Raw genomic sequence first — 24,992 nt, 5'->3', positions numbered from 1 at the left:
CCTACCTGCTGATCTGGCTGATCACAAACCGCTCCTGATGATGTTGCTCATACAAGGCGTGGATCATCCCGTCTTTGAGGCCGACGGCAGGCACGAGCATGCTTTCCAGTTTGGCCCATTTCATGGCGGACAGGTATATCTCAGCAGCTGGGAGAATGACGTCGGCGCGGTCGGGGTTGAGGAGGAGTTCCGTGATGCGTTGCTCCATGGTCATGGCCGCTACCCGCTGCGTGATTTCTTCGATTTGCTTGCGGAAAATCGCCTTGCCTACTGCTTTGCCTGAGAGGTCGAAAATTTTGTTGATGTTACCGCCTGTGCCAATGGCTCGGGTTAGGTGATATTTTTTGGCGTTCTCCTCAATCCATACCCGCATGTTGTTCCAGAGCTCCTGCGAATCCACGCCGTGCATGTGTCGGATGGAGCCCTGTTCAAAAGACTGCGAGGCCATCTTCTCGCGGTTCACATAAATGTTGAACTCGGTGCTGCCCCCACCCACATCAATGTGCAGGTAATTGCGCTCGTCCAGAAAGTTCACGATGACTTTGTTGATCAGGTCGGCTTCGGCTACCCCGTCGATCACCTGTATGTCCATGCCGATGGCCTGGTACACACGGTCCAGAATTTCGGGAGCGTTCTGGGAGGTTCGCATGGCAGAGGTGGCGCACACCATGTAGTGGTCCACGTCGTGCACGTCGAGTAGCAGCTGAAAAGCGTGCAGTAGCTTGATAAATTTTTGAATTTTGTGCTCGCTGATATAACCGGCATTGAACACATCCTCTCCAAATCGGATGGCGTAGCGGATATATTCTACTCGTTTAAAAATAACGTTTCCATTCTGATTCAGAACGTTGGAGATCTGGCACCTCACCGCGTTCGAACCGATATCAATAGCAGCTAACTTCAAAAATTATCCGGTTAAGAGCGTACAACATGCTTTACTAACCCAAATATAGGTATAAATGCTGTACGCAGAAAGTATCGGTGCTACCAATTAATCCAGCAATTTTACTCAGCAGCCTGCACCCAGCCGAGTCTGCCGTCCGGCTGTCGCACGAGGTCAAACTGCCCGTTCACGGCTACTACAGGTATAGCGGCTCCTGCCGGCAGACTGTCCATTTGCCCGGCTTCGGGGTGCGCGTCATCCAGCAGCGGACGCTCCTGGCGCAGTTTCTTAACAGCGATGGGTTTGGCTATACCTTCCACCAGTGAACTGATGATGTAAGCCTCCGACTGATCGGGCAGGCGAACGCGGTACCAGTTGTCTGCGGCACCCACCACCTGGAGCGGCGTGTGTTTGCTGAGGGAGGTATGGAGTGCTGCTTTAGCTGAGGGTTCTGTCCGCACATTGGCCATCTTGGACGACACCCTTACCCAGTTGCCGATCTGCGTGGCATCTACTTTCACGGTAGGTATAGGTGCTGCAGACTGGTGCACGTAAGGGTAGGGATTGGTGGCGCCGCGGCCGTAGCGGTAAATGCCAAAGTGCAGGTGCGGACCTGTGCCCTTCGCATTACCCGTATTACCTACCAGTCCCAGCGTGTCGCCTACACTGACGCGCTGTCCGGCTGTAACCAACTGCTGGTCCAGGTGCGCATAGTAGAGATTCTGCCCACGGCTCATATCCGATAGCCAGATCACCTTGCCGCCACGGGGCGTTTCATTTACCCGCGACACCACACCGTCAACAGAGGCAATAACAGGTGTGCCGCGCGGCGCAAAGATGTCAATGCCTTCGTGACGTCTGGCACCAGCATCGCGCGGATCGCCCCAGATGCTGGCGATGTGGCGGCTGGTTTTACCAGGTATAGGAAAAGCCAGGGTGGGCTGTGCCTGTATGGTGATGGTATAAGTGCCACCACGGAGTAGTTCCGGCTGAACCCGCAGCAGGTGGGCCATGTCCTCGTCTACCACATAGGTCAGGGTAGTGGCTGTCGTATCTGCGTGGGCAACCTGTTTTGGAGCTTTGGTAGGGTCGGTGCTGTTCTCAAACAGATCCATAAAGACCTGCACCGTTTGGCGGGCTTTCATCTCCAGGCTCACCACCAGTTTCTCGCCACGTTTGGCTTCTACTCTGTAACCTAGCGCTCGTGGTTTGTCGGCCGGAAAGTAGCCTGTTTCCTTGAAAGGCAGCGTCACCGGCGTCGGTGTTTGCAAGGCCGTTTGACCTGCCTCCAGCCAGTCCTGCCCCACAGCAGTTTGATCAAGTTTAGCGCTCTTCAGGGAAGAGACATAAGCCTCGTAAGGCGTCTCTTTTTTGAACACGCCACGCAGCGTTTCCCGGCTTCCGCAGCTGGAGAGGAAGAGGGTGACGAGTAAGAAGTATAAGAGAGAAGAATAGCTTATCGGCTTTCTGTTCATGCTTGGTTTTGTTTCCGGATTTCAGATGTGTATCCCTTTCTATACAAATATGATACCTGATTTGATTCCTTTTACTTGATATAGAATGATTTAAGCGCAATGTTGTACCTTTTGGGCAAATCTGAACAGTGCCTGAGCAGGAACGTAAAAACAGATGTACCAATGGGAAAGGATCGTGAGAACGAACGTCAGAAAGAAAAGTATCAAAGAGCGGTGGCGCAACCGCGGAAAGAGAATGGGCAAACGGCTGCTGCCTCTTTTTGCGCCGCTCATATTATCACCCTCCGCCTCCATAGGGGCTGGTAAATATGTATCCGTCAATCATAAGGTGAAGCCTAACGTGACAGCATTATCTGTCATGCGCTTCGAGCAGGTGTCCTTTGACCTCTACACCCAAATGAACCTGAGCGCTTCGGGCCTGAACTACGATGTGTTTAACAATGCCCTGATGGGCTATTACGGCATGTACAACGAAGGGCGCCTATCAGATAAAGGCATACTTACAGTGGTGGATTTTACAAAACCCTCCAGTGAAAAGCGGCTCTGGGTGCTCGACCTGAATAACCGGCAGGTGCTCAGCAACACGTATGTGGCGCATGGCAGAGGCTCGGGCGAAGTGATGGCACAGACGTTCTCCAATGAGCACAAGTCCTTTATGAGCAGTGTGGGCTTTTACGTGACCGACGAGGTATACTATGGCAAGCATGGCAAGTCGCTGCGGCTCGATGGGCTGGATGAAGCCTACAACTCTAACGCCCGTGACCGTGCCGTGGTGATGCATGGCGCTGAGTATGCCACCGAAGACTTTATGAACAAATACGGCAGACTGGGTCGTAGTCTGGGATGTCCGGCGGTGCCGTTGGGAGAGCACGAAAGCATAATCGATGCCATACAAGGCAAGACAGCCTTGTATATCCACTCGGGTGACCAGACCTATACCTCGCACTACCTGGACAATGCCAATGCCGTAGCGGGCTATATGGCCAGTACGCAGCCTACCCAGCTTCCGCCAGCGGAGTTTTCCATTTAATGCCACAGCCTATACCTGGTTTCTGGTCGGCGCTCACTGGCTGAGCCGCCAGCAGGGCATCCAGTGCCTGGCGCAGGTCACGTCCTGTTACAGGCACTTCGCTTTTAGGACGGGCGTCATCAAATTGCCCATGGTAGGCCAGGCGCATGTTGCGGTCAAACACGAAGAACTCAGGTGTGCATACTGCCTGGTAAGTGCGGGCCACTTGCTGGGTCTGGTCATACAGGTATGGAAAAGGAAAGTCTAACTCCTTGGCCAATTCTCTCATCTGCTGTGGTCCGTCCTGCGGATAAGCCACTGCATCATTGGCACTGATCCCTACAAAACGCACATCTTTTTGCTGATACTCCACAGCCACCTGCACCAGTTCATCCAGAATGTGCTGCACATAGGGGCAGTGGTTGCAGAGGAACATAATGACCGTGGCTTTTGTGGAGACCACGTCCTCCAAACAAACAAGCTTGTCGGAAACTGTATCGAGCAGTGCAAAGTTGGGTGCTACAGTGCCCAGTGGTAATGCTGTGGAAGCTAATGGCATAGTGCTGTAGATTAGGTGAGAGAATCTTTCAGGCTATACCTGAAAGCTGAATCAATGTAAGATTTTTGTGGGAATTAAAAAAGAAAACGGGTGCTTATTGCGCAACAGCTGTTGCGCAATAAGCACCCGTTTTCTTTTTTTTTGGCGAAGCTACCTGCCGTACAACGCTACTTCCTTTCGCAGGCGCTGCGCCACCGTTTTGGTAAACTGGCCCGGCTGCAGGCGCCACTGCCAGTTGCCATTGGCGGTCGAGGGCTTGTTCATGATCGCTTCCTTGCCCAGACCCAGCACATCCTGTATGGGCAGCACCACGAGCTGCGCCACCGACATGTAAGCCAGGCGCGCCATCACCTCGTGCACGTTTTCCTTTGAAAGACGCTGGGCACTGTAATCGCTCAGCCGCTTCTTATCGTCACGGCTGGCGTCCTGCTCGTACCAGGCCCTTACGGTGCTGTTGTCGTGTGTACCGGTGTACACGATGCTGTTTTGGATGTGGTGGTGAGGGGCGTAAATACTTTCTGGCAAATCTTCGCCGAAGGCAAAGAGCAGCACCCGCATGCCCGGCAGGTCAAACTGGTTCATGAGGTCGCGCACCGGCTGGTCTATTTCACCCAGGTCCTCGGCAATGATGGGCATGGCAGGGAATTTTTTGCGTACCACGTTCAGTAGTTCGGCTCCCGGGGTATTCACCCACTTGCCTTTGATGGCGGTTTCCTCCCCGGCGGGCACTTCCCAGTAAGCCGAGAAAGCACGGAAATGGTCGAGGCGCAGCAAACCAAAGAGCTCCAGGTTATGGGCAATGCGCTGCAGCCACCAGTCGAAGTTCTGCTTTTCAAGAGCCTTCCAGTCGAATACCGGCGTGCCCCAGAGCTGCCCCGTTTCGCTGAAGTAGTCCGGCGGCACGCCCGATACGGCAGTGGGCTTACCTTGGCGGTCAAGTTTGAAGATATGCGGATGCGACCACACGTCGGCGCTGTCGTGGCTCACGTAAAAAGGCATGTCGCCGATAAACGTGATCTCTTTGGAGGTGCAGTATGCTTTGAGTGCCTCCCACTGGCGGTAGAACAGGAACTGGTAAAAAGCCTCCCGCTCAATCTCACCCGCCAGCTCCGCCGAAAGCGCCTCCATGGCGTGCTCTTGCCGTGTCTTTACCTTCTCAGGCCATTCCACCCAGGATTTTTGATCGTAGTAATGCTTGAAAGCCACAAAGCTGGTAAAATCGGGAAGCCATGCCTTGTGCGCTTCCTGAAAGCGGGTAAACGCGGCTTTCAGCTTGCTTGCCTTGCCGTCTTTGTAGTTGTCATACGCTTGTCGCAGCAGCTTCACTTTGTAGTCCGCCACCTTCGGGTAGTTTACCTTGGCCTTGTCGAAGCCGCCGCCGGCCCGGATGTCTTTCTTGTCCAGCAGGCCATCTTCCACCAGCCGTTCGGGACTGATCAGCAGGGGGTTGCCGGCAAAGGCGGAGTGGCTGCTGTAGGGTGAGTTGCCTGAGCCGATCTCAGTTGGGTTGAGCGGCAGGATCTGCCAGTAGCGCTGGCCCGCCTCGGCCAGCAGGTCGGCAAATTTATAGGCTTCTGAGCCCAGGTCGCCGATGCCATAAGCGGAAGGGAGCGAGGTGATGTGGAGCAGGATGCCGCTGCTTCGTTTAGGTATAATCATGCGTTGGAGGAGGTTAAAAGTGCAACCGGGAAAGTCTTGAAAATATCAGCCAGCGGTATAACCTGCTTCGCCTGAACCTGCTGGCCTCCAAAAAGCTGCTGCCAGTTTTGCGGCGCTTCGGCAGGCAGTTCGACTGCCGTGTCGCCCCATACCTGCTCGCCCAGTGGCAGTTCCTTTTCTGAGATGATGCCCGTGAGCAGACGCGGCACCACCACAATGCACCAGTCCTCTCCGTGGTGACGGGCAAAGGCCATGGCATGGCGGCTGTGCTGGCCCTTTAACTTCAGCGGGATATAATCGCCCTCGTCGAAAAGTGATTTCAGCTCTTTGCGCAGGTGGAGCACCTGGTGTAGCAGGTATAGCTTCACGCGTGCATCGGTAGGGGAGGAGAGCAGCTCCTGCTGCAGCTCGTCACCGTTTTCGTTCTGCTTTATTTCCTGCAAAAACTGCTGTCGCTGCCCGTAATCCACGGGGCGGCGGTTGTCCGGATCTACCAGGCTGAAGTCCCAGAGTTCGCAGCCCTGGTATACATCAGGCAGGCCGGGGCAGGTGGTTTTGAGGAGCGTCTGGCACAAGGAATACAGCCAGCCAAAATGGGCTGCCTTCCGGAAAAATGGCATGAACGAAGCCATAAAAGCTTCGTCTTGCTGCAGCAGTTGCTGCACCAGATTCTTGACCGCCGTTTCATAGGCCTCGTTCGGCTCCGACCAGTTGGTATTGACCTTGGCCTCCCGGAAAGCCTTCACGAGGTACTCCTGTACCCGCTCCACCAGCGTGTCATCCACTTTGCCATCGATCGGCATTACGCCCAGCAGGGTTTGCAGTATAAAGTAAAGGTCGTTTGCTGTCGGGCCATCGGAATTGTTTTGCTTCCGTGCCAGTTGCATCCAATCCTGCGCATTTTTCTCCCACTCTTCTGGTATTTCACTCAACACCTGCAGGCGCATGCGGGAGCCTTCGCCACGTTTGGTGTCGTGGGTGGCGGTCGCGTTGATGGAGTGCGGATAGGTTTGCATGCGGTATTGCATGCGCTCGTGGAAATCCCGGCGGTCGAGATTGAACACATCCGGGCTATTGCCCACCTCGTTGAGTGCCAACAATCGGTTGTAGTTGTAGAAGGTGGTGTCCTCCACGCCCTTGGCCGCCAACGGACCTGTAAACTGCTGGCTGCGCATCACAAAGTATAGCTTTTCGCGCCTTCTCTCTTCGCTGTCCTGCTCATCCGACTCGAACAAAGTGCGCAAGTGCTCCAGCTCGGCTTTGGACTCAGGTGCTTTTTCATGCGCAATGGCAAAGGCCTTGTCCACCACTTCCATGGCCTCGGGCGGCAGCGGGAAGGTATGGCCGTAGATGCGGTACACCGGGAAGGAGGCCAGTAAAGTGGCCAGGGCATGGTGCCAGTTCTTGTCTCCTGAAGAAGCAGGTATAAGTTCGGAATCGCGCAGCAGGCGCAACAGGTTTTGGAGCTCGCCCTGCATGTAGTTTTCAAGTATCAGCAGTTTCTTCTCGTACACCAGCTTCTCGTAGTCGAGGGGCGCGTCGGGCACCAGGCGACGGTAGATTTTGGTAAGCTTTTTCTCACCTTCAGCATCGGTATAAAGGTTGCTCACCCAGGCCAGAAAGTCGTAGCCGCTGTTGCCCTGTATCGGCCAGTAGTCGGGCATGTTTTCTTCGCCTTCCAAGATTTTCTCCACCACCAGGTATACCTGTTCACCTGCCAATTCCCGCAGCCGCTTTAGGTAATTGTCGGGGTCGAAAAGTCCGTCGACGTGGTCTACCCGCAGCCCCTGCACCAGTTGCCGCACACACAGTTCCTTAATGAACTGGTGGTAGTGATGAAACACCTCCTCCCGCTCCATGGCCGTGCAGATCAGGTCGTTGACGGTGAAGAAGCGGCGGTAGTTGATCTGTTTTTCGGTTTCCTGCCAATGACTCAAAATGTAGTATTGCTGCCGGAGCAGTTCCTGTAAGGCTGTTTTGTCATCGTTTATACCTTGCAGCACATTGGCTATACCTTGCTTTATTTCAGAATGATCCTGCGCCGTCTGGTAAAGAGCCTGTTTGGCCTGCTCCCAGTCGTTTGGCTCCAGCCTGTCGTGCGACATCAGTTGCTCCAGCTTTTGCACCTGCTCCATTAGTGCTGTGCTGGCTTCTGAAGAATTCAGCTTCTCAGCAATACGCTCCAGCAGGAAGGTATAGCTGTCGATGCTGATCGGGTAGATGTTGTCGAAGTAATGCAGCCGGAAACCATCTTCATCGAAGCTGACCTTGAGCTGCCCCTGCTTCACTACCTCCTCCAGGGGCTCCCCCAGAAAGGGCACCATCAGCTGGCCCTCAAAATCGGGGTGATTGAAGTTGACGTCGAAGAAGGTATAAAAGCGCGACTTCTGACCTTTCTCCAGCACGTCCATCAGCCAGGCATTGTTTGGGTGGAAGGCCATGTGATTCGGCACGATGTCCTGCAGCCAGCCCATGCCATGTACTTTCAGTTCGTCGGCAATTTCCTGCAGCTCTTCCATAGTGCCCACGTCGGGGTTGAGCTGGTGCGGATCCGTCACGTCGTAGCCGTGTTCACTGCCGGGACGGGCCGTGAAAAAGGGCGCAGCATAAATGGTGCTGATGCCCAGGTCCCGCAGGTAAGGGAGTATGTTTTTCAGGTCCCGTAGTGTAAACTTCGGCGAGAGCTGAACCCTGTATGTAGAGGAAGGTATGTATACCATGTTGTTTTCTTTTAAGCTATGTAGGGAAAGGTAATTTGGTGGTGTCCCGTTATTTACGGCTGTGGCACAAACTGTAATTGCAGTTTCATATTTTCAGATTCAGGTTTTTATACAACTCTTCGAACTGCCTGCACCAGGCAGCGGCTTTTTCATCCTGCTTTTTGCGGTTAGTTTCATAGGTGCTTTGTCGCATCCTGAAGGCGATGTTCTGTGACTGCCAGTACTCCGGCTGTAGACTGGAGCCGTTGATGACCGTCAGGAGTTCTGTCAGGTACAGCATGTGCTCCGTATCATCAGGATTTTCCTCCAGGTTGTGCATGGCTTCTTCCACATGGATGGTAGCAGCATAATTCACGGCTTCCTCGTCCAGTCTCACACCCATACGCTCCACCTCCTTCAGTAGTTTGAGCACGGTGTCCACATCCACCCGTTCAGCCATCAGGGCTTCGAGCAGACGACCTGATACGATATAGTCTACCGTGATCTGCAGTGGACGTGGCAGGTTCATGTCTACGTTTTTGATGGCAGCCATCAATGGGTAGTTGTTGTCGTATACCTGCTGAAAGTCGTGCTCCAGCGCCCGCATGGTTTGCTCCAGTACCTGGTCCAGAATCTTCTTCTGATCGTCGCGGAACAGGTGCCAGAAAGAGTAGTTGTGTGACTCAAAATGCTTGTCGAGCAGCATGATCACTTCCGTGATATTGCCCTTGTCGAAGGCGGTGCTGAGTTCGTGGTGCAGGGTGGCAAAGGCATCCGGACTCACGAATTTGCGCACGCCCCCGAAAAGCTGGTGGTCGCCGATGTGCAGCACACCAAACGAGATGTCCACTTCCTCCCAGGTGATGGTCGAGCGAATATAAGCCTTGCCGATGGCCAGCCGCTGCCGTCCCGCCTCCAGCATTTCAAAATACTCCGATCTGGCCTTGTAGCTGTAGAGTGGCAGTTCATCAGGCGAGTCGGCAAAAAGGGACGACACGGCATAGTGGGCGCCCACCCGCAAAAGGTCCAGCTGCGTAGGCTGCACTATTTTGTAGTAGGCCTTGGAGGCGTCGCCATACTCTTTATTGTTGCTCTTGGCCCTCCTCAGGAACTCCACAAATTTCGTTTCATAGTCTTCCCCGTTCAGGTCTTTGGCCAGCTGCAGGGCGCGTGTCGCGTACAAAATGTCCTGCATGGTTTCAATGCCGCTCACTTCATCAAAAAACCAGCCGCAGCTGGTGTACATCAGCATGGCGTGGTACTGCATTTCGAGCAATTTCAGAAACTTAATCTGCTCTCCTTTGCTCAGCTCCCTGTTGGTTTGTGAATAGATGAATTCCCGCACGTGGTCCTCGTTCCGGTCCATGATTACCTGGATGTAGTTGTTGCGCGTCTGCCACGGATCGGCACCCAGCTTCTGCATCTCCTGCTCAAAAAGCGGCTCCAACTGGTCGCGCACCCAGTCAAAGGCTTCCCGCACGGGAGCCCGCCAGGCCTGGTTCCAGTCGTCGTGTCCGCCGGTGTGGCAGCCGCAGTCGCTGCGCCAGCGCTCTACGCCGTGCATGCAGCTCCAGGAAGTGTTCTCGATGATCTCAGCTTCGTACTTGGGCGGGTATAGCTCCAGGTATTCGCCGTAGATTGTGATCTTGGCCAGCTCTTCCTGCTCAATGTGGTGCAGGGCGTAGGAAAGGGCCATTTCGCCGAAGCGGTGGTGGTGTCCGTAAGTTTCGCCGTCGGTGGCGATATGCATCAGTTGCGGCTCCTTGCTATGCTCGTCAAAGGTGGTGGTGAGGCGGTGAGCAAACTTCTCGCCACTTTCCAGCAGTCCTTCAAAGGCGATGGCCTGCGACACGGGTGCATCATAAAAGAACAATGCTATCGTGCGGCCAGAGGGCAGGGTACAGCGGTAAGGCCGCTTTGGGTCTATTTTGGCGCCCGTGGCATTGTGCCACTCTTTCTCGTCGATCTTGCGGTAACGTTTGGCCTGGTAGGGCGAAAGAATCGTGAATTTGATGCCATGCTCAGCCAGCACCTCCAGTGTGGTGGTATTGGCAGCAGTTTCACCCAGCCACATTCCTTCCGGGTCGCGACCGAAGCGCTTGCGGAAATCATAGATTCCCCAGATCACCTGTGTATGCTGATCGCGCTCGTTGGCCAGCGGCATGATCATGTGGTTGTATACCTGACCCAAGGCTGCTCCGTGCCCCGAAAAGCGCTTCTGACTTTCCTTGTCCGCATCGAGTATGGACTGGTAAATGTCGGGGGCTTTTTTCTCCATCCATTCCAGCAAGGTAGGCCCGAAGTTGAAGCTCATGCGGGCGTAGTTGTTCATGATGTCCACGATCTGGCCCTTGCCATTCTGGATGCGCGAAGCCGAGTTGCGGGCATAGCATTCGGCGGTGATGCGCTCATTCCAGTCGTGGTAGGGGTGCGCCGACTCCTGCAGCTCTACCTCGTTGAGCCAGGGGTTCTCGCGCGGCGGCTGGTAAAAGTGTCCGTGAATGCAGATATACTTGTTCATATATTATAGGACAAAGGATCGTTAGACAAAAGACTGCGAGGTATAGCCCGTTTAGGCTTAGCTCCGAATAAAGGCTATACCTGATGATGCTCATACCTCTTTTTACAAAATGACGTTGCTTTGGTATACCGCGACAGAAGCGGCTGGCAACTCTATTTCCTGACCTGCGCTCAGCTCCCTTGGTAAGTCTATACCTGCCCCGCCATACCTGTCTTCATCTGAACTCAGCACCAATTCCCACGAGGCTCCCACTTCTTTCACTATTTGCGTTTTTTGTGGTTGATTACTTATGTTAAATAAAGTATAGAGGTACGGACTTTCACCTGCATGAATCAGTTGTAACACCAGGTTATCAGTATCCATCTGCACGCGCATGTTCGGCTTGTCAGGGTTAGCCAGAGCAGGTGCAGTTTTTCTAAGGCGTATCAGCTCTTTATAGAAATTGCGCAATTTGTTTTGCTGCTCGTCCTGCTTATACCCATGTGTAAGTTTAGACTTGTTGAATGTCTCCTCGCTTTGTGGGTCGGGGAAGTCGCCTTTGGAAGCAAAGTATTTAAATTCTTCGCGCCGGCCTTTGCGGACAGCTTCCACCAAATCTTCATCGGTATGGCTTACAAAGTACAGGAATGGGTTCTTCTCGCCATACTCCTCGCCCATGAACAGCATGGGAGTATAGGGAGAGAGCAGTATCAGGCCCGCCACAGTTTTTAGCATTTCAAAAGACACTAATTCGGTCAGGCGTTCGCCCAGCATGCGGTTGCCTACCTGGTCGTGGTTCTGAGAACAGACAACGAATTGCTTGGCAGGTAAGTCAGTGGCATCCGTACCTACAGTACGCTTTCTGTGCTCAGAGTAGAGTCCATTGTATACAAAGGTGTGCTCCAGTGCCTTTTTCAGATGTTCGGGCTTGCCAAAGTCTTCGTAGTAGCCATCCAACTCACCTGTTATCAATGTGTGTATGGCATGGTGGTAGTCGTCGAACCACTGCGAGTCCAGGCCATAGCCTCCCTTTTCTACCGGGTTTAGCAGGCGTACATCGCTTTGGTCACTTTCTGCTATCAATATGAATTCTTTACCTAATTGCTCGCCCAGTTGCTTGGTTTGCTCCTTTAGCTCCTGCAAAAAGTGTTTGGCACCCGTGTCATAAATAGCGTGAACGGCATCCAGGCGTAGTGCGTCTATGTGGAAGTCGCGGAGCCACATCAGTGCGTTCTGAATAAAGAAGTTGCGGACGTGGTCAGAATGTGCATCATCAAAATTCAGCGCGTTTCCCCAAGGAGTACTATACTTGCTTGTGAAGTAAGGACCAAAGTCATTGAGGTAGTTTCCTTCCGGCCCCATGTGGTTATAAACCACATCGAGCACCACGGCTATACCTGCGGCATGACATGCATCGACGAGTTTCTTCAAGCCTTCAGGACCACCATAGCTATTTTGTGTTGCAAAAGGATATACACCATCATAACCCCAGTTGCGGCAACCCGGAAATGCTGCTACCGGCATGATTTCAATCGCCGTTATACCTAAGTCCACCAATTCAGGAATCTTGTCAATGACGCCCTGGAAAGTACCCTCTTCAGAGAAAGTGCCCACGTGCAGTTCGTACACAATATACTGCTCCAGCGGCAGCGGTTTCCAGTTATCGTCAGTCCACCCAAAGGAGGAATGGTCCACAACGGCTGAGGGCTCATGCACGCCGTCGGGCTGAAAGTGGGAGGCGGGGTCAGGGCGTTCCATCTCTTCATCAAGCCGGAAGGTATAGCGTGTGCCGGGTCCAGTCTCTTCACTCAGGGCGGTCCAGTAACCGAAGGCTTCGCGCTGCAGCGGTATTATGTTATCATTATCTTTTAACACCACATCCACCTGTGCGGCGGCTGGGGCCCACACTGTGAACAGCGTACCCTTACCTGGTGTATAATGTGCTCCAATCTCTCGTGTTATGCTCATATAGTATCCTTTTACGCCTGATTTCTAACTGGCTTATACGGCATTAGGTTGTTCTTTTTTAGGCAATTGAATCTTTTATGATTCCAAAGTTGTCCCCTGAGCCGCTTAACATAAGCTGTAGGTGCCCTGCTGCAGACTCACCCGAAACCTATTATGCGTGCATTCAGTACCTATTAGCTATTCTACATCAAATCAGGAAAAAAGCATACATGGAAGCACTGGAAGGAACCAAAAGGGTTGTCATCGAGAACGTGAAACCGCAGGTAAACTGTGGGCAGTATCCAATCAAGCGCACTGTGGGAGAGGAGGTCGAAGTGACGGCAGATGTGTTTGGAGACGGCCATGACGAGGTAAAAGCTGTATTGCTCTATCGCCATTCCAAAAAGAAGAAGTGGACCGAAGTACCGATGACTTTCCTGGGCAACGACCGCTGGCAAGTCACCTTCACGCCTGAGAGTATGGGTACTTATGAGTATACCTTGCAGGGCTGGGTGGACCATTTCTATACCTGGCAGAAGGGGCTCAAGAAGAAGTTTGAAGCGAATCAGGATATTACGGTCGAGCTACAGATAGGCGCACAGCTATTAGAAGAATCTGCCGCCACTGCCAAACCAGGCCAGCAGAAGCGACTGCGCAAGTGGGCAGAGCAACTGAACAAGCCGGGGTCTATTGCCGACGCCGTAGCACTGGCCACAGGCGAAGACGTGTCGGACCTGATGCACGCCTGCTGTGACCGCCAGAACGTAACGACCTATCACAAAATACTGACCGTGGAAGTGGAGCGACAGAAAGCGCTTTTCAGTACCTGGTACGAATTCTTCCCGCGCTCCGCTGCACAGGAGGCAGGCCGCCATGGCACCTTCCAGGACTGCGAGCGACTGCTGCCGCGCATTGCCGAAATGGGCTTCGACACGATCTACCTACCGCCTATCCACCCGATCGGCTATGCTTTCCGCAAAGGCAAAAACAACTCTGTAACTTCTGAACCGGGAGAGCCTGGCTCACCCTGGGCCATCGGTGCCGAGTCAGGTGGGCATAAATCTATCCTGCCGGAACTGGGAAGCCTGGACGAGTTCAGAAGCTTTGTGCAGGCTGCCCGTGAGCATGGCATCGAAGTAGCACTGGATTTTGCCATTCAGTGCTCGCCTGACCATCCTTATGTGAAGGAGCATCCGCAATGGTTTAAGTGGCGCCCTGATGGCACGGTGCAGTATGCTGAGAACCCACCCAAGAAATACCAGGACGTGCTGCCCGTAAACTTCGAAACTGAAGACTGGCAGAACCTCTGGCGTGAGCTCAAGAGCATCGTCACACACTGGATCGAGCAGGGCGTTTACGTTTTCCGTGTGGACAACCCGCACACCAAACCTTTCGCGTTTTGGGAGTGGCTGATACGGGAGGTACGCCAGCAGTATCCGCAGGTGATCTTCCTGGCCGAGGCCTTCACCCGTCCGCGTGTGATGGAGCGGCTCGGCAAGATCGGGTTCACGCAGTCCTATACCTACTTCACGTGGCGCAACACAGCCGCTGAAATAAAAGAGTACATGCGCGAACTCACCCAAACCGAGATGCGCGACTTCTACCGTCCTAACTTCTGGCCCAACACCCCGGACATCCTGCCTCACGAACTGCAATCGGGCGGTGAGCCCGCGCATGTTACCCGTGTGGTGCTGGCGGCTACGCTGTCATCAAACTATGGTCTATACGGCCCCGTTTACGAGTTCGGCATCAACACGCCGGTACAGGGCAAGGAGGAGTACTGGAATTCCGAGAAATATGAAGTCATGCACTGGGACTGGGGCCGCCTCACCAAGATCAGAGAGGTCATCACCAAAATCAATAAGATACGACAAGTCAATCCGGCGCTTCAAACCACCTGGAACATTGCCTTTGGCGATACCGATAATCCGCAGCTCCTGTGCTACGCCAAGTGGGACAGCAGCTACCGGAACAAAATGCTGATGGTCGTGAACCTGGACCCGCACCATACGCAGGCGGGCTGGGTACAAGTGCCCTTGCACGCCCTCAAAATGGACAGCAACCAACAGTACATGGTGCACGACCTGATGACCGAACACAAATATACCTGGAACAGCGAGTGGAATTACGTGGAGCTCCGTCCGCACGAAATGCCTGTGCACGTCTTCCGCATCGAATCCGCTACCCCGGGCATGGGCCACGACAGTCTGGACGACACCTGGCTGCCTGATGACCATGGCAAACACGAATAAAACCGAAAAAACTATATGGCAGAAGACAACACCCTTCTCGACGACAACATTCACTGGTACAAAGACGCCATCATCTACGAGCTGCACATCAAGGCCTTCATGGATGGTAACGGCGACGGCATTGGCGACTTCAAAGGTCTCATGCAGAAGCTCGATTACCTGGAGGAACTGGGCGTAACCGCTATTTGGTTATTGCCTTTCTACCCTTCGCCGCTCAAAGACGACGGCTACGACATTGCCGACTACTTCAGCATCAATCCGAGCTACGGCACCATGCAGGATTTCAAGCTGTTTGTGAAGGAAGCGCATCGCCGGGGGCTCAAGGTGATCACCGAGCTGGTGATCAACCACACCTCCGATCAGCACCCCTGGTTCCAGCGGGCACGCCGCGCCAAGAAAGGCTCCAAGCACCGCGACTTCTATGTGTGGACCGATGACCCGAACCAGTACAAGGACGTACGCATTATCTTCACCGATTACGAGCCGAGCAACTGGACCTGGGACCCGGTGGCGGGCCAATACTACTGGCACCGTTTCTTCCATCACCAGCCTGACCTGAACTATGACAATCCGGAGGTGCAGAAAGAGGTGTTCAAGACCCTGGACTATTGGTTCGATATGGGTGTGGACGGCTTCCGACTGGATGCCGTGCCCTACCTGTTTGAGCGGGATGGCACCAACTGCGAAAACCTGCCTGAAACACACGAGTTCTTGAAAAAACTGCGGGCGCACGTGGACAAAAAATACGAGGGTAAGCTCCTGCTGGCCGAGGCGAACATGTGGCCCGAGGATTCGGCATCCTATTTCGGCGACGGTGACGAGTGTCACATGAACTACCACTTCCCGATCATGCCGCGCCTGTTCATGTCGGTGAAGATGGAGGACCGCTACCCGATCATCGACATCTTTGACCAGACACCGGCTATACCGGAGACCTGCCAGTGGGCCATGTTCCTGCGCAACCACGACGAACTCACGCTCGAAATGGTGACCGACGAGGAGCGCGACTACATGTACAAGGTATATACCCGCGATCCGCTCGCCAAGATCAACCTAGGTATACGCCACCGCCTGGCGCCGCTGCTGGGCAACGACCGCGCCAAGATTGAGCTGATGAACGTGCTGCTCTTCTCGATGAAAGGTACACCGGTGGTATACTATGGCGACGAGATAGGTATGGGGGACAACTACTACCTGGGTGACCGCGACGGTGTGCGCACCCCGATGCAGTGGAACGACAACCGCAATGCCGGCTTCTCGACGGCCAATCCGCAGAAGCTATACCTGCCCGTGATCATCGACCCGGAGTACAAGTACGAGTCGGTGAACGTGGATACGCAGCAGCACAACGCCAACTCACTGCTCTGGTGGATGCGCCGCGTCATCAACATGCGCAAGCGTTACAAGGCTTTCGGTCGTGGCGAAATTCGCTTCCTGAATCCGTCTAACGCCAAAGTGCTGGCCTTTGTGCGCTCTTACCAGGACGAGAACATCCTGGTAATTGCCAACCTGTCGCGCTTCCCGGAGGCGGTGGAACTGGACCTCCCGGAGTTCAGAGGCTATGTGCCGGTGGAGGTGTTCAGCAAAAACAAATTCCCGCAGATAAAAGAGGAAAGCTACGTGCTCACGATGGGAGCGCATGGTTACTACTGGTTTGAGTTGCAGCCGCAGGAAGTGAGCGGTCGCGAAGGCCTCGACATGAAGAAGCCTGCCATGCAGCTGCCGCCGCTTAGCCAGCCTATACCTGCCCGGGCGCTTAAAACACTTGAGAGCAAGGTGCTGCCACCATACGTGATGAACCGCCGCTGGTTCGGGGGCAAGGCCCGCACGATACAGCGCATGCAGGTGGTGAGTAACATGCCGATGACGGCGGGTCGCTTTGCCGCTTCGCTGCTGTTCATAGAAGTAAGCTACAACGAAGGTCTGCCGGAGCTGTACCAGCTGCCAATCGCTTTCGCGGTCGGTGAGCAGGAAGAAGAGCTCATTGCCAGTCAGCCGAACAGTGTGATCGCCCGCGTGACCATGGACGGGAAAGAAGGCATCCTGTATGATGCTGTCTACTCCGAAGACTACCGCCAGCTCTTGCTCAACCTGATGGCCAAACGCAAGTGCATCAAGGTCGATAGCGCTGAGTTAGTGGGTACGGGTAACCGTTCTATTGCCGCCAAAATAAAGGAGATTGGTCACCCGCTCTCTTCCAAGATTCTGGGGGCGGAGCAGAGCAACACCTCGGTGCTGTACGACAACCAATTCTTCCTGAAGGTATACCGCAAGCTCGACCGCACCCTGAACCCCGACGTGGAGATTGTGCAGGCGCTTACGGAGAAGAACTTCCCGAATGTGCCGATGTACCTGGGCTCGATAGAGCACGAAGAAGGAGGCAAAACACCGATGGTGCTTGTGATGCTGCAGGAACTGGTGCCGAACCAGGGCGATGCCTGGGTATACATGGAAGATTCGCTCAAGCGTTTCTTTGAGCGACTGCAGACGCACAAGGAGCATATTGAGCATATTGATACCACGGGTACGCTGGCAAAACCAGTGCCTTTTTCAGAGGCACCGGAGCACATGCAGCTGCAACTGGGAGGTGCTTCCGTAGAGCGCATCGAGCTACTGGGGCAACGTACCGCCGAGATGCACCTGGCGCTATCCGACATGGCTACCTCAAAGGACTTTGCGCCGGAAGACTTCTCGCTGCACTACCAGCGCTCGCTTTACTCGTCGCTCACCTCACTGGTGCGCAGCAACTTCGACAGTTTGCGCAAGCACCTGCCTAACCTGCCGGATGCCGTGCGGGCCGAGGCCGAGGAGGTACTGCAAATGCGACAGGAAGTGCTCGAGCGGCTTAAGATGATCTTCCGCCGCAAGATCGATACCATGAAGATTCGCACCCACGGCGACTACCACCTGGGGCAAGTGCTCTTCACGGGCCGCGACTTCATTATCATCGACTTCGAGGGCGAGCCAGCCCGCTCTTTCAGCGAACGCCGACTGAAGCGCTCACCGCTGCGTGACGTGGCCGGCATGATCCGCTCATTCCACTATGCGGCTTACAACGCGCTTTTCCAGCAGGACAGTTTCCGCAAAGAAGATGGCGACTATCTGGAACAGTGGGCTGAGCAATGGTACCACTACGCGAGCGGCTTCTTTATGCATACTTACCTGGGTATAACCAAGGGTACGGGCGTAGTGCCCGAAAATGAAGAAGATATAGAAGTACTGATGGAAACCTTCCTGCTCGAGAAGGCGATCTATGAACTGGGATATGAACTGAACAACCGTCCGGATTGGGTGCTCATCCCGATCAGGGGCATAAAGTACATCATGAGGAAATATCAGAATGGCTAAGAAAAAGGAACAGGAGAACACACAGCAGAACCCGATGGCGGGAACAGGTATGGAAACCGGGGCCGGCGCAGCCATGAACGAAGGCACGGACACGAAAAAGGCTGGTGGCAGAAAGAAAAGCAAAAAAGACGAAGGTATAGCCACCGTGGAAGTGCAGTCAGGTGCGGCTGCGGCTCCTGCCAAAAGGGGCAGACCGCGTAAATCGGACACTTCCGAAGTGGGAGCGGCAGCGCAGGAAGTGATGGTGAAGCCAAAGCGGGGACGTGCAGCCAAGGCTACCACAGCCGAAGAGACGTCTGCAACTGGTGAAGCAAAGCCGAAACGAGGCAGGTCCGCCAAGTCGGTGACGCAGCAACAGGAGGCGGAGGCGCAGGAGACGGGCTTGTCTACCACGCCAGCCCCCGTGATGGAGCAGCCGCAGCAGGAACAGACCGGGCCGGTTTATTACGACATCAGCCGCCTGTCAGAGTTTGATATCTACCTGTTCCGCGAAGGCCGTCATTTCAACCTGTACGAGAAGCTGGGTTCGCACCTGATGGAGCGACAGGGCACCAAAGGGGCATACTTTGCAGTATGGGCCCCAAACGCCGAGCAAGTATCCGTGATGGGCGATTTCAATTCCTGGAATCGTGAAAGCCACCAACTGCTGGCCCGGGCTGATGGCTCCGGCATTTGGGAAGGTTTTATACCTGTGGTGCATGCCGGCATGCTGTACAAGTACCACATCCGGTCACGCTACCACATGTACCATGTAGAGAAGAGCGACCCCTTTGCGCTGCGCCGTGAAAAACCGCCGCAAACCGCTTCGGTCGTGCACGAACTGCACCACAACTGGCAGGACAATGACTGGCTGGAGCAGCGCAGGGCGCGCCATGGCCAGCCGCAGCCTTACTCGGTATACGAACTGCACGTCGGCTCATGGCGTCGCAAGCCCGAAGACAATAACCGGCCGCTAACCTACCGCGAATTGGCCGAGGAACTGCCGGCTTATGTCAAGAACCTGGGCTTTACGCATGTAGAGTTCATGCCGGTGATGTACCATCCTTTTAGCGGCTCCTGGGGCTACCAGATCACGGGTTACTTTGCAGCGGCCAGCATCTACGGCTCACCGGAAGATCTGATGTGCCTGATCGATGCGCTGCACCGCGAAGGCATCGGCGTGATCATGGACTGGGTGCCCTCGCACTTCCCGTCAGACGAACATGGCCTGGCTTACTTCGACGGCACGCACCTGTTCGAGCATGCCGATCCACGCAAAGGCTATCACCCGGACTGGAACAGCTACATTTTCAACTACGGGCGCAACGAGGTGCGTTCTTTCCTGATCAGCAACGCCTTGTTCTGGCTCGATAAGTACCATGTGGATGGTTTACGAGTAGATGCCGTGGCTTCCATGCTATACCTGGACTACAGCCGCAAACATGATGAGTGGATCCCGAATGAATTTGGCGGGCGCGAGAACCTGGAGGCGATCTCTTTGCTGAAAGATTTCAATGAAGCAGTACACACGCAGTTCCCGGAAACGCTCACGATTGCAGAAGAGTCCACGGCCTGGCCGCAGGTGACGGGTAAAGTAGCAGACGGCGGCCTTGGCTTTGATATGAAGTGGATGATGGGCTGGATGCACGATACGCTGACCTACTTTTCCAAAGATCCGATCTACCGCAGGCACCACCAGGGCGATATTACCTTCAGTATCATTTACGCCTTTAGCGAGCGTTTCATGCTGCCGCTCTCACACGATGAAGTGGTGCACGGCAAAGGCTCTCTGATCCGCAAAATGCCAGGCGACGAATGGCAGGCTTTTGCGAACCTGCGGGCGCTCTATACCTACATGTATGCGCATCCTGGCGCCAAGCTCCTGTTCATGGGCGCTGAACTGGCACAAAGCACTGAATGGAATCATGACAGCAGCCTGGACTGGCACCTGTTGGAGTTTAAGTACCATGCCGGTATTCAGGAGCTTATACGCGCACTGAACCATACCTACCGTGAGCAGCCTGCTCTCTATAGCAAAGCCTTTGACCCGTCAGGCTTCGAGTGGATCGACTTTAACGATGCGCACAACAGCGTGATGAGCTTCCTGCGCAAAGGGGAGCGACCTGAAGACCAGTTGTTGGTAGTTTGCAATTTCACTCCGGGTGTGCACGAGCATTACCGCCTGGGTGTTCCGCTTGGAGGCAGCTGGGTAGAGGTGTTCAACAGCGACGATAACCGTTTTGGAGGTAGTAATTTCCACAACCATGGTACACTGCAGGCTATACCTGATTCTTTCCACGGGCATGATTACTCTATTGTACTGAAGTTGCCACCTATGGCCGTGGTGTATTTTAAGTATCAGCCGGCTTAGTCTTATATGATTGGATTGGTGTGAAGCCAATGAAAAAAGAGAGCGTCTGTTCTGACTGAACAGACGCTCTCTTTTTGTCTAAGCTACCCCCGGTTCTTTACTTCCCCTTCCTCAGCGGGAGATGTCTCCAGATGCTGCGCTTGCCTTCTTCTTCCGGCATATCCGTTTCGGACACGGACCGCACGTCCTCGATCGAATAGAAGGCGTTGGGGTTGTAGTCGCGGATGATCTGGATGACCTCCTGTAGCTTTTTGCGCTTGACGATCATAAAGAGCAGATTGACTTTGCCGCGGGTGCCTTTGGCGTCGAGGGCGGTGAGGCGGTAGCCACGGCCGGCCAGGCGGTCGATTAGCTGTTCGCCTGAGTCAACGGTGATAACACGCACCACTACCTGGCCCAGGGCCAGTTTCTGCTCAATACGCAGGCCCAGGAAGTTACCGGTCGCAAAGCCAGCTGCCCAGGCAAAGTATGAAGCGAAATTGCTCAGGTTCTGCATCACCTGCGTGATGGCGACAAGCCAGATCAGCACTTCCAGAAAGCCCAGCAGCGGAGCCACTACTTTGTCACCTTTCGAAATAAAAACGATACGCAAGGTGCCCAGCGTCACGTCCATAATACGGGCAAGAAATATAAGCACAGGTATAATGACCCAATTGACAAGGTCAGGGTCAATTCCTTTGAAGTAATCCATGTTTTGGTTTATCCTTTGGCAAATGTGTAAGCTGTTACTACGAATGGCCAGAAATGGTTTCCTGATCCAGGGAGGCACGGACCTTAGGCAAGGCTTCCGGGTGATGCTCCTGTATAAAGGTAATAAGTTTTTCGCGGATATGGCACCTTAAATCCCAGGCTGCGCCGGAACTGGGGGCGCTCACCATCACACGCAGCTCCAGCGTGCGCTCTTTGGCATCAGTTACCTGCAGGTTTTGCACCTGGCGGTCCCACAGCGGCGTATTTTCAAGAATGCGAGCCAGCTCGGCCCGTATCTTCTCGATCGGTGCCCGGTAATCCAGGTGTAGGTATACCGTGGCCAGGATGTCGGAACTGCTGCGTGTCCAGTTCTGGAAGGGCTTCTCGATGAAGTAGTTGAGCGGCAGTACCATGCGACGGTTGTCCCAGATGCGCAGGACCACATAGGTTAGCGTAATTTCCTCTACACGGCCAAACTCACCCTCCAGCACCAGCACATCGTCGATGCGGATGGGCTGCGAGAAGGCAATCTGCAAACCAGCCAGCAGGTTGGACAAGGAGCGCTGGGCTGCAAAACCTACGATGATGCCCGCTATACCTGCCGAAGTAAGCATACCAGTACCCAGCTTGCGAACCGGCTCAAACGACAGCAGCATGAGCGATACCGTGATGAAGCTGATCAGCACCATGGACAGTTTTTTGATAAACTGCAGCTGTGTGATCAGGCGCCGCTCCCGTATGTTGTCTTCTTTGGTGATATTGTACTTGAGCCGCACCATATCCTGCACCACAAAAACCAACTGCAGCAGGATCCAGCCAAATCCCGCAATGTTGAGCAACTCGATCAGGCGTCTGAAAAAATAGTACTGATCGGGCGTAAAAGGGGTCGAGCTAAGTACGAAAGCGGCAAAGAGCAGCGGTATAAAAAAGGTGAGCGGCCGGTCAAGGTGGCGTGTAACCGAGGCCATCAATTGCGGGCTTGTCTTGCGGTTGTAGAGGTTCAGCATCCAGAAGAGCAGCACTTTCACCAGCAGTCCTACCAGTATGGCAATTCCCATAATCAGTAGTCCGAGTGCAAGATGGTCCAGTTCGGCTATAAATTGAGATAATCGTTGCATAAGCTAAAAACAGTCGGGTTGGGCGTCCTGTCATCGCCTCTCACATACGCTTATTCATAAAGATGGGTACCATACTGGCAGGTAAATGCTTCTGTTTCAGGAGGCGTTTTTTATTTAATAGAAAAATGACTATATAGTTAAAACGTGCATGCAACTATATCCGTATGATATAAAGACTGCCTGTACCACAAATAGGCGAAGAATTTTTTTGAATCCGGACACTGAATGTTGTTGACCCACACCCTGGGCTAGCAGCTGCAGAAGCCTGACATAAGGTGTAATCACATGGCAAAATTGATTATTGTATCAAACCGACTCCCTGTAAAGCTACAGGAAAGCGAAGGTCGGCTTGATTTTAAACCGAGTGAGGGTGGCCTCGCAACGGGGTTAGGCTCTATCTATAAAAAGAAGAACAACCTTTGGATTGGCTGGCCTGGCATGGTAGTCGAAGATGAGACGCAACAGCAGCAAATCGTCGATAACCTGAACGGGCAGAACATGCACCCCGTCTTTCTTTCCGATAGAGAGATAAAAGAATTTTACGAGGGCTTCAGCAACGAAACGCTGTGGCCTACTTTCCACTACTTCAGTCAGTACGCTATATACGAGCAGCAGCTTTGGGAAACCTATGTAGAGGTAAACCAGAAGTACTGCGACGAAGTGGTGAAACTGGCAGAACCGGATGACACCATCTGGGTGCATGACTACCAGCTTTTGCTGTTGCCTTCTATGCTGCGCGAAAAACTGCCGGATAGCACGATTGGTTTCTTCCAGCATATTCCTTTTCCATCGTATGAGGTTTTCCGCCTCCTGCCCTGGCGAAAAGAGCTGCTGGAAGGTATGCTGGGTTCCGACCTGATTGGTTTCCATACCTACGACGACATGCGCCACTTCCTGAGCTCCGTCAACCGACTGGTAGGCCACGGCAGTACGCACGGCTGGATCAACACCGGCACCCGCTCTATGCTTGTCGACTCTTTCCCGATGGGGATTGACTACGAGAAGTACGAAGAAACGGCAGACAGTGAGGAGGTAAAGCAATTAGAAAAGGTATACCGTAACAACCTGCACTCCAAAAAGATCGTGCTCTCCATCGACCGCCTGGACTACTCCAAAGGTATACCGCAGCGCTTGCAGTCCTTTGAGCTGTTCCTGGAGCGCTACCCCGAGTTTCACGAGAAGGTGACGCTGGTGATGCTGGTGGTGCCGTCGCGCGATGCTGTGGAGAAATACAAGGAGCTGAAAGAGGAGGTAGATGAACTGGTGGGTCGCATCAACGGCAAGTATAGCCACATGAACTGGAACCCGATCCAGTATTTCTACCGCTCATATCCGCTCGAAACGCTTTCTGCCTTTTACCGCATGGCCGATGTGGCGCTGGTAACGCCGATGCGCGATGGTATGAACCTGGTGTGCAAGGAGTACGTGGCCAGTAAACTCGACCAGAAGGGTGTCCTGATCCTGAGCGAAATGGCAGGCGCTTCGAAAGAGCTTTCAGAGGCACTGCTCATCAACCCGAATGATATCAACCAGATGGTGGAAACCCTGCACACGGCCCTGACCATGCCGGAGGAAGTGCAGCAGAAGCACATGCAGCACATGCAGGAGTCGCTGCGCAGGTATAACATCCACCATTGGGTGAGCATGTTTATGGACCGCCTCTCTTATGTGAAGATCAAGCAGCTGTCCATGGCTACGACTTACCTCGACGAAGCAACCTACCAGGAACTCAGCAATTCCTACGAAGAGGCAAGTTCCCGCCTGTTCTTCCTGGAGTACGACGGCGCTTTGGTGGACTACCACAACCGTCCGCTCATGGCCGCCCCAGACGAAGATTTGCTGGAGCTCTTGCAGGTATTGAGCAGCAATTCCAAGAACAGAGTGGTGGTGATCAGCAGCCGCGAGAAAGACAATATGCAGCGCTGGCTGGGCCACATGAACATCGACCTGATAGCCGAGCATGGCGTTTGGATAAAGCAACGCGGCACTGGCTGGCAGACCATGACCAGCCTGATCGACGATTGGAAAAGCGATATCCGCCTGATTCTGGACCTGTACGTGGACCGTACGCCGGGCTCGTTTATCGAAGAGAAGGAATACTCGCTGGTTTGGCATTACCGCCGCGTAGAGACAGGTTTGGGTGAATTGCGTGCCCGTGAGCTGGTGAGTCACCTCAACTTCCTGGCTACCAACAGCAACCTGCAGGTGCTCGACGGGCAAATGGCCGTGGAAATCAAGGCGCAGGAGGTCAGCAAAGGCAAAGCGACAAGTTACTGGCTCAACATGTACCCACACGACTTCGTGCTGGCCATCGGCGACGACTGGGGCGATGAGGATATCTTCAAAGCCATGCCGCGAGAGGCCTATACTGTAAAGATCGGTAATACGCACTCCGTAGCAAAATATCACCTCGACAGCTGCGAAGAAGCCCGCAAACTCCTGTCACGGCTGATCGGGCTGAAACAGAAAAAACTTCCGAAAGAATTGTTATAGGTTTGAATAT

Annotated in this window: 14 protein-coding genes; 5 read left to right on the top strand and 9 right to left on the bottom strand. The window is 53.9% G+C overall.

The window, feature by feature from the left end; all coding sequences use genetic code 11:
- Nucleotide 1 precedes the first annotated feature (1 nt).
- Both AC5FXQ_RS00070 and AC5FXQ_RS00065 read right to left on the bottom strand, forming a co-directional pair.
- Nucleotides 2-904, bottom strand: coding sequence for a Ppx/GppA phosphatase family protein (locus AC5FXQ_RS00070; protein ID WP_493600473.1), 903 nt, complete (start codon nucleotides 902-904; stop codon nucleotides 2-4).
- A gap of 101 nt (nucleotides 905-1,005) precedes the next feature.
- Complete coding sequence (locus AC5FXQ_RS00065; RefSeq protein WP_493600472.1) at nucleotides 1,006-2,358, bottom strand: peptidoglycan DD-metalloendopeptidase family protein; 1,353 nt, start codon at nucleotides 2,356-2,358, stop codon at nucleotides 1,006-1,008.
- A gap of 175 nt (nucleotides 2,359-2,533) precedes the next feature.
- Between AC5FXQ_RS00065 and AC5FXQ_RS00060 the strand changes: the two genes are divergently transcribed.
- Nucleotides 2,534-3,388 (top strand): murein L,D-transpeptidase catalytic domain family protein, encoded by an 855-nt coding sequence (locus AC5FXQ_RS00060; protein ID WP_493600471.1) that lies wholly within the window; start codon nucleotides 2,534-2,536, stop codon nucleotides 3,386-3,388.
- Here the strand turns inward: AC5FXQ_RS00060 and AC5FXQ_RS00055 are convergent.
- The 5 genes from AC5FXQ_RS00055 to treZ all read right to left on the bottom strand — a co-directional run bounded on the left by AC5FXQ_RS00055 (nucleotide 3,354) and on the right by treZ (nucleotide 12,752).
- Nucleotides 3,354-3,926 (bottom strand): thioredoxin family protein, encoded by a 573-nt coding sequence (locus AC5FXQ_RS00055; protein ID WP_493600470.1) that lies wholly within the window; start codon nucleotides 3,924-3,926, stop codon nucleotides 3,354-3,356. The genes AC5FXQ_RS00060 and AC5FXQ_RS00055 overlap by 35 nt on opposite strands.
- Nucleotides 3,927-4,076: 150 nt before the next feature.
- Nucleotides 4,077-5,585 carry a 4-alpha-glucanotransferase gene (malQ, locus tag AC5FXQ_RS00050; protein ID WP_493600469.1) on the bottom strand — a complete coding sequence of 503 codons (1,509 nt, stop codon included), beginning with the start codon at nucleotides 5,583-5,585 and terminating at the stop codon, nucleotides 4,077-4,079.
- Entirely contained in the window at nucleotides 5,582-8,305 is a 2,724-nt protein-coding gene (gene treY / locus AC5FXQ_RS00045) for a malto-oligosyltrehalose synthase (RefSeq protein WP_493600468.1), read from the bottom strand. The genes malQ and treY overlap by 4 nt, the downstream gene beginning before the upstream one ends.
- Before the next feature lie 85 nt (nucleotides 8,306-8,390).
- Nucleotides 8,391-10,805, bottom strand: a complete 2,415-nt coding sequence (locus tag AC5FXQ_RS00040) for a DUF3536 domain-containing protein (RefSeq protein ID WP_493600467.1) — start codon at nucleotides 10,803-10,805, stop codon at nucleotides 8,391-8,393.
- A 102-nt stretch (nucleotides 10,806-10,907) separates the two neighbouring features.
- Nucleotides 10,908-12,752, bottom strand: coding sequence for a malto-oligosyltrehalose trehalohydrolase (gene treZ / locus AC5FXQ_RS00035; protein ID WP_493600466.1), 1,845 nt, complete (start codon nucleotides 12,750-12,752; stop codon nucleotides 10,908-10,910).
- A gap of 209 nt (nucleotides 12,753-12,961) precedes the next feature.
- Between treZ and AC5FXQ_RS00030 the strand changes: the two genes are divergently transcribed.
- From AC5FXQ_RS00030 to glgB, 3 genes are read left to right on the top strand one after another with little or no spacing between them, the layout of a single operon-like run.
- The gene (locus tag AC5FXQ_RS00030) at nucleotides 12,962-14,983 is read left to right on the top strand and encodes an alpha-1,4-glucan--maltose-1-phosphate maltosyltransferase (protein WP_493600465.1); all 2,022 of its coding nucleotides are present in this window, start codon (nucleotides 12,962-12,964) and stop codon (nucleotides 14,981-14,983) included.
- 15 nt (nucleotides 14,984-14,998) lie between these two features.
- Nucleotides 14,999-18,331: a maltose alpha-D-glucosyltransferase gene (gene treS, locus AC5FXQ_RS00025; RefSeq protein ID WP_493600464.1), complete on the top strand. Its 3,333-nt coding sequence runs from the start codon at nucleotides 14,999-15,001 to the stop codon at nucleotides 18,329-18,331.
- Nucleotides 18,324-20,681, top strand: coding sequence for a 1,4-alpha-glucan branching protein GlgB (glgB, locus tag AC5FXQ_RS00020; RefSeq protein ID WP_493600463.1), 2,358 nt, complete (start codon nucleotides 18,324-18,326; stop codon nucleotides 20,679-20,681). Before treS ends, glgB begins: the two co-directional genes overlap by 8 nt.
- Nucleotides 20,682-20,778: 97 nt before the next feature.
- On the opposite strand, the gene AC5FXQ_RS00015 is transcribed toward glgB, so the two are convergent.
- Both AC5FXQ_RS00015 and AC5FXQ_RS00010 read right to left on the bottom strand, forming a co-directional pair.
- Nucleotides 20,779-21,372, bottom strand: coding sequence for a DUF2179 domain-containing protein (locus AC5FXQ_RS00015; RefSeq protein ID WP_493600462.1), 594 nt, complete (start codon nucleotides 21,370-21,372; stop codon nucleotides 20,779-20,781).
- 37 nt (nucleotides 21,373-21,409) lie between these two features.
- Nucleotides 21,410-22,489 (bottom strand): mechanosensitive ion channel family protein, encoded by a 1,080-nt coding sequence (locus AC5FXQ_RS00010; protein ID WP_493600461.1) that lies wholly within the window; start codon nucleotides 22,487-22,489, stop codon nucleotides 21,410-21,412.
- Between the two features lie 285 nt (nucleotides 22,490-22,774).
- On the opposite strand from AC5FXQ_RS00010, the gene AC5FXQ_RS00005 reads away from it, so the two are divergent.
- On the top strand, nucleotides 22,775-24,982 hold the full coding sequence (locus AC5FXQ_RS00005) for a bifunctional alpha,alpha-trehalose-phosphate synthase (UDP-forming)/trehalose-phosphatase (RefSeq protein ID WP_493600460.1): 2,208 nt from the start codon (nucleotides 22,775-22,777) through the stop codon (nucleotides 24,980-24,982).
- Nucleotides 24,983-24,992 lie beyond the last annotated feature (10 nt).

This window comes from Pontibacter sp. LHS1 (assembly GCF_058932855.1).
The sequence above is the reverse complement of the archived record's forward strand: the minus strand, read 5'-3'. Positions and strand labels throughout refer to the sequence as shown.

Excerpts from the sequence above, each read along its gene's own strand:
- AC5FXQ_RS00065 (WP_493600472.1), bottom strand. The coding sequence starts at position 2,358 with ATGAACAGAAAGCCGATAAGCTATTCTTCTCTCTTATACTTCTTACTC.
- AC5FXQ_RS00055 (WP_493600470.1), bottom strand. The coding sequence starts at position 3,926 with ATGCCATTAGCTTCCACAGCATTACCACTGGGCACTGTAGCACCCAAC.
- malQ (WP_493600469.1), bottom strand. The coding sequence starts at position 5,585 with ATGATTATACCTAAACGAAGCAGCGGCATCCTGCTCCACATCACCTCG.
- treY (WP_493600468.1), bottom strand. The coding sequence starts at position 8,305 with ATGGTATACATACCTTCCTCTACATACAGGGTTCAGCTCTCGCCGAAG.
- AC5FXQ_RS00040 (WP_493600467.1), bottom strand. The coding sequence starts at position 10,805 with ATGAACAAGTATATCTGCATTCACGGACACTTTTACCAGCCGCCGCGC.
- treZ (WP_493600466.1), bottom strand. The coding sequence starts at position 12,752 with ATGAGCATAACACGAGAGATTGGAGCACATTATACACCAGGTAAGGGT.
- AC5FXQ_RS00030 (WP_493600465.1), top strand. The coding sequence starts at position 12,962 with ATGGAAGCACTGGAAGGAACCAAAAGGGTTGTCATCGAGAACGTGAAA.
- treS (WP_493600464.1), top strand. The coding sequence starts at position 14,999 with ATGGCAGAAGACAACACCCTTCTCGACGACAACATTCACTGGTACAAA.
- glgB (WP_493600463.1), top strand. The coding sequence starts at position 18,324 with ATGGCTAAGAAAAAGGAACAGGAGAACACACAGCAGAACCCGATGGCG.
- AC5FXQ_RS00015 (WP_493600462.1), bottom strand. The coding sequence starts at position 21,372 with ATGGATTACTTCAAAGGAATTGACCCTGACCTTGTCAATTGGGTCATT.
- AC5FXQ_RS00010 (WP_493600461.1), bottom strand. The coding sequence starts at position 22,489 with ATGCAACGATTATCTCAATTTATAGCCGAACTGGACCATCTTGCACTC.
- AC5FXQ_RS00005 (WP_493600460.1), top strand. The coding sequence starts at position 22,775 with ATGGCAAAATTGATTATTGTATCAAACCGACTCCCTGTAAAGCTACAG.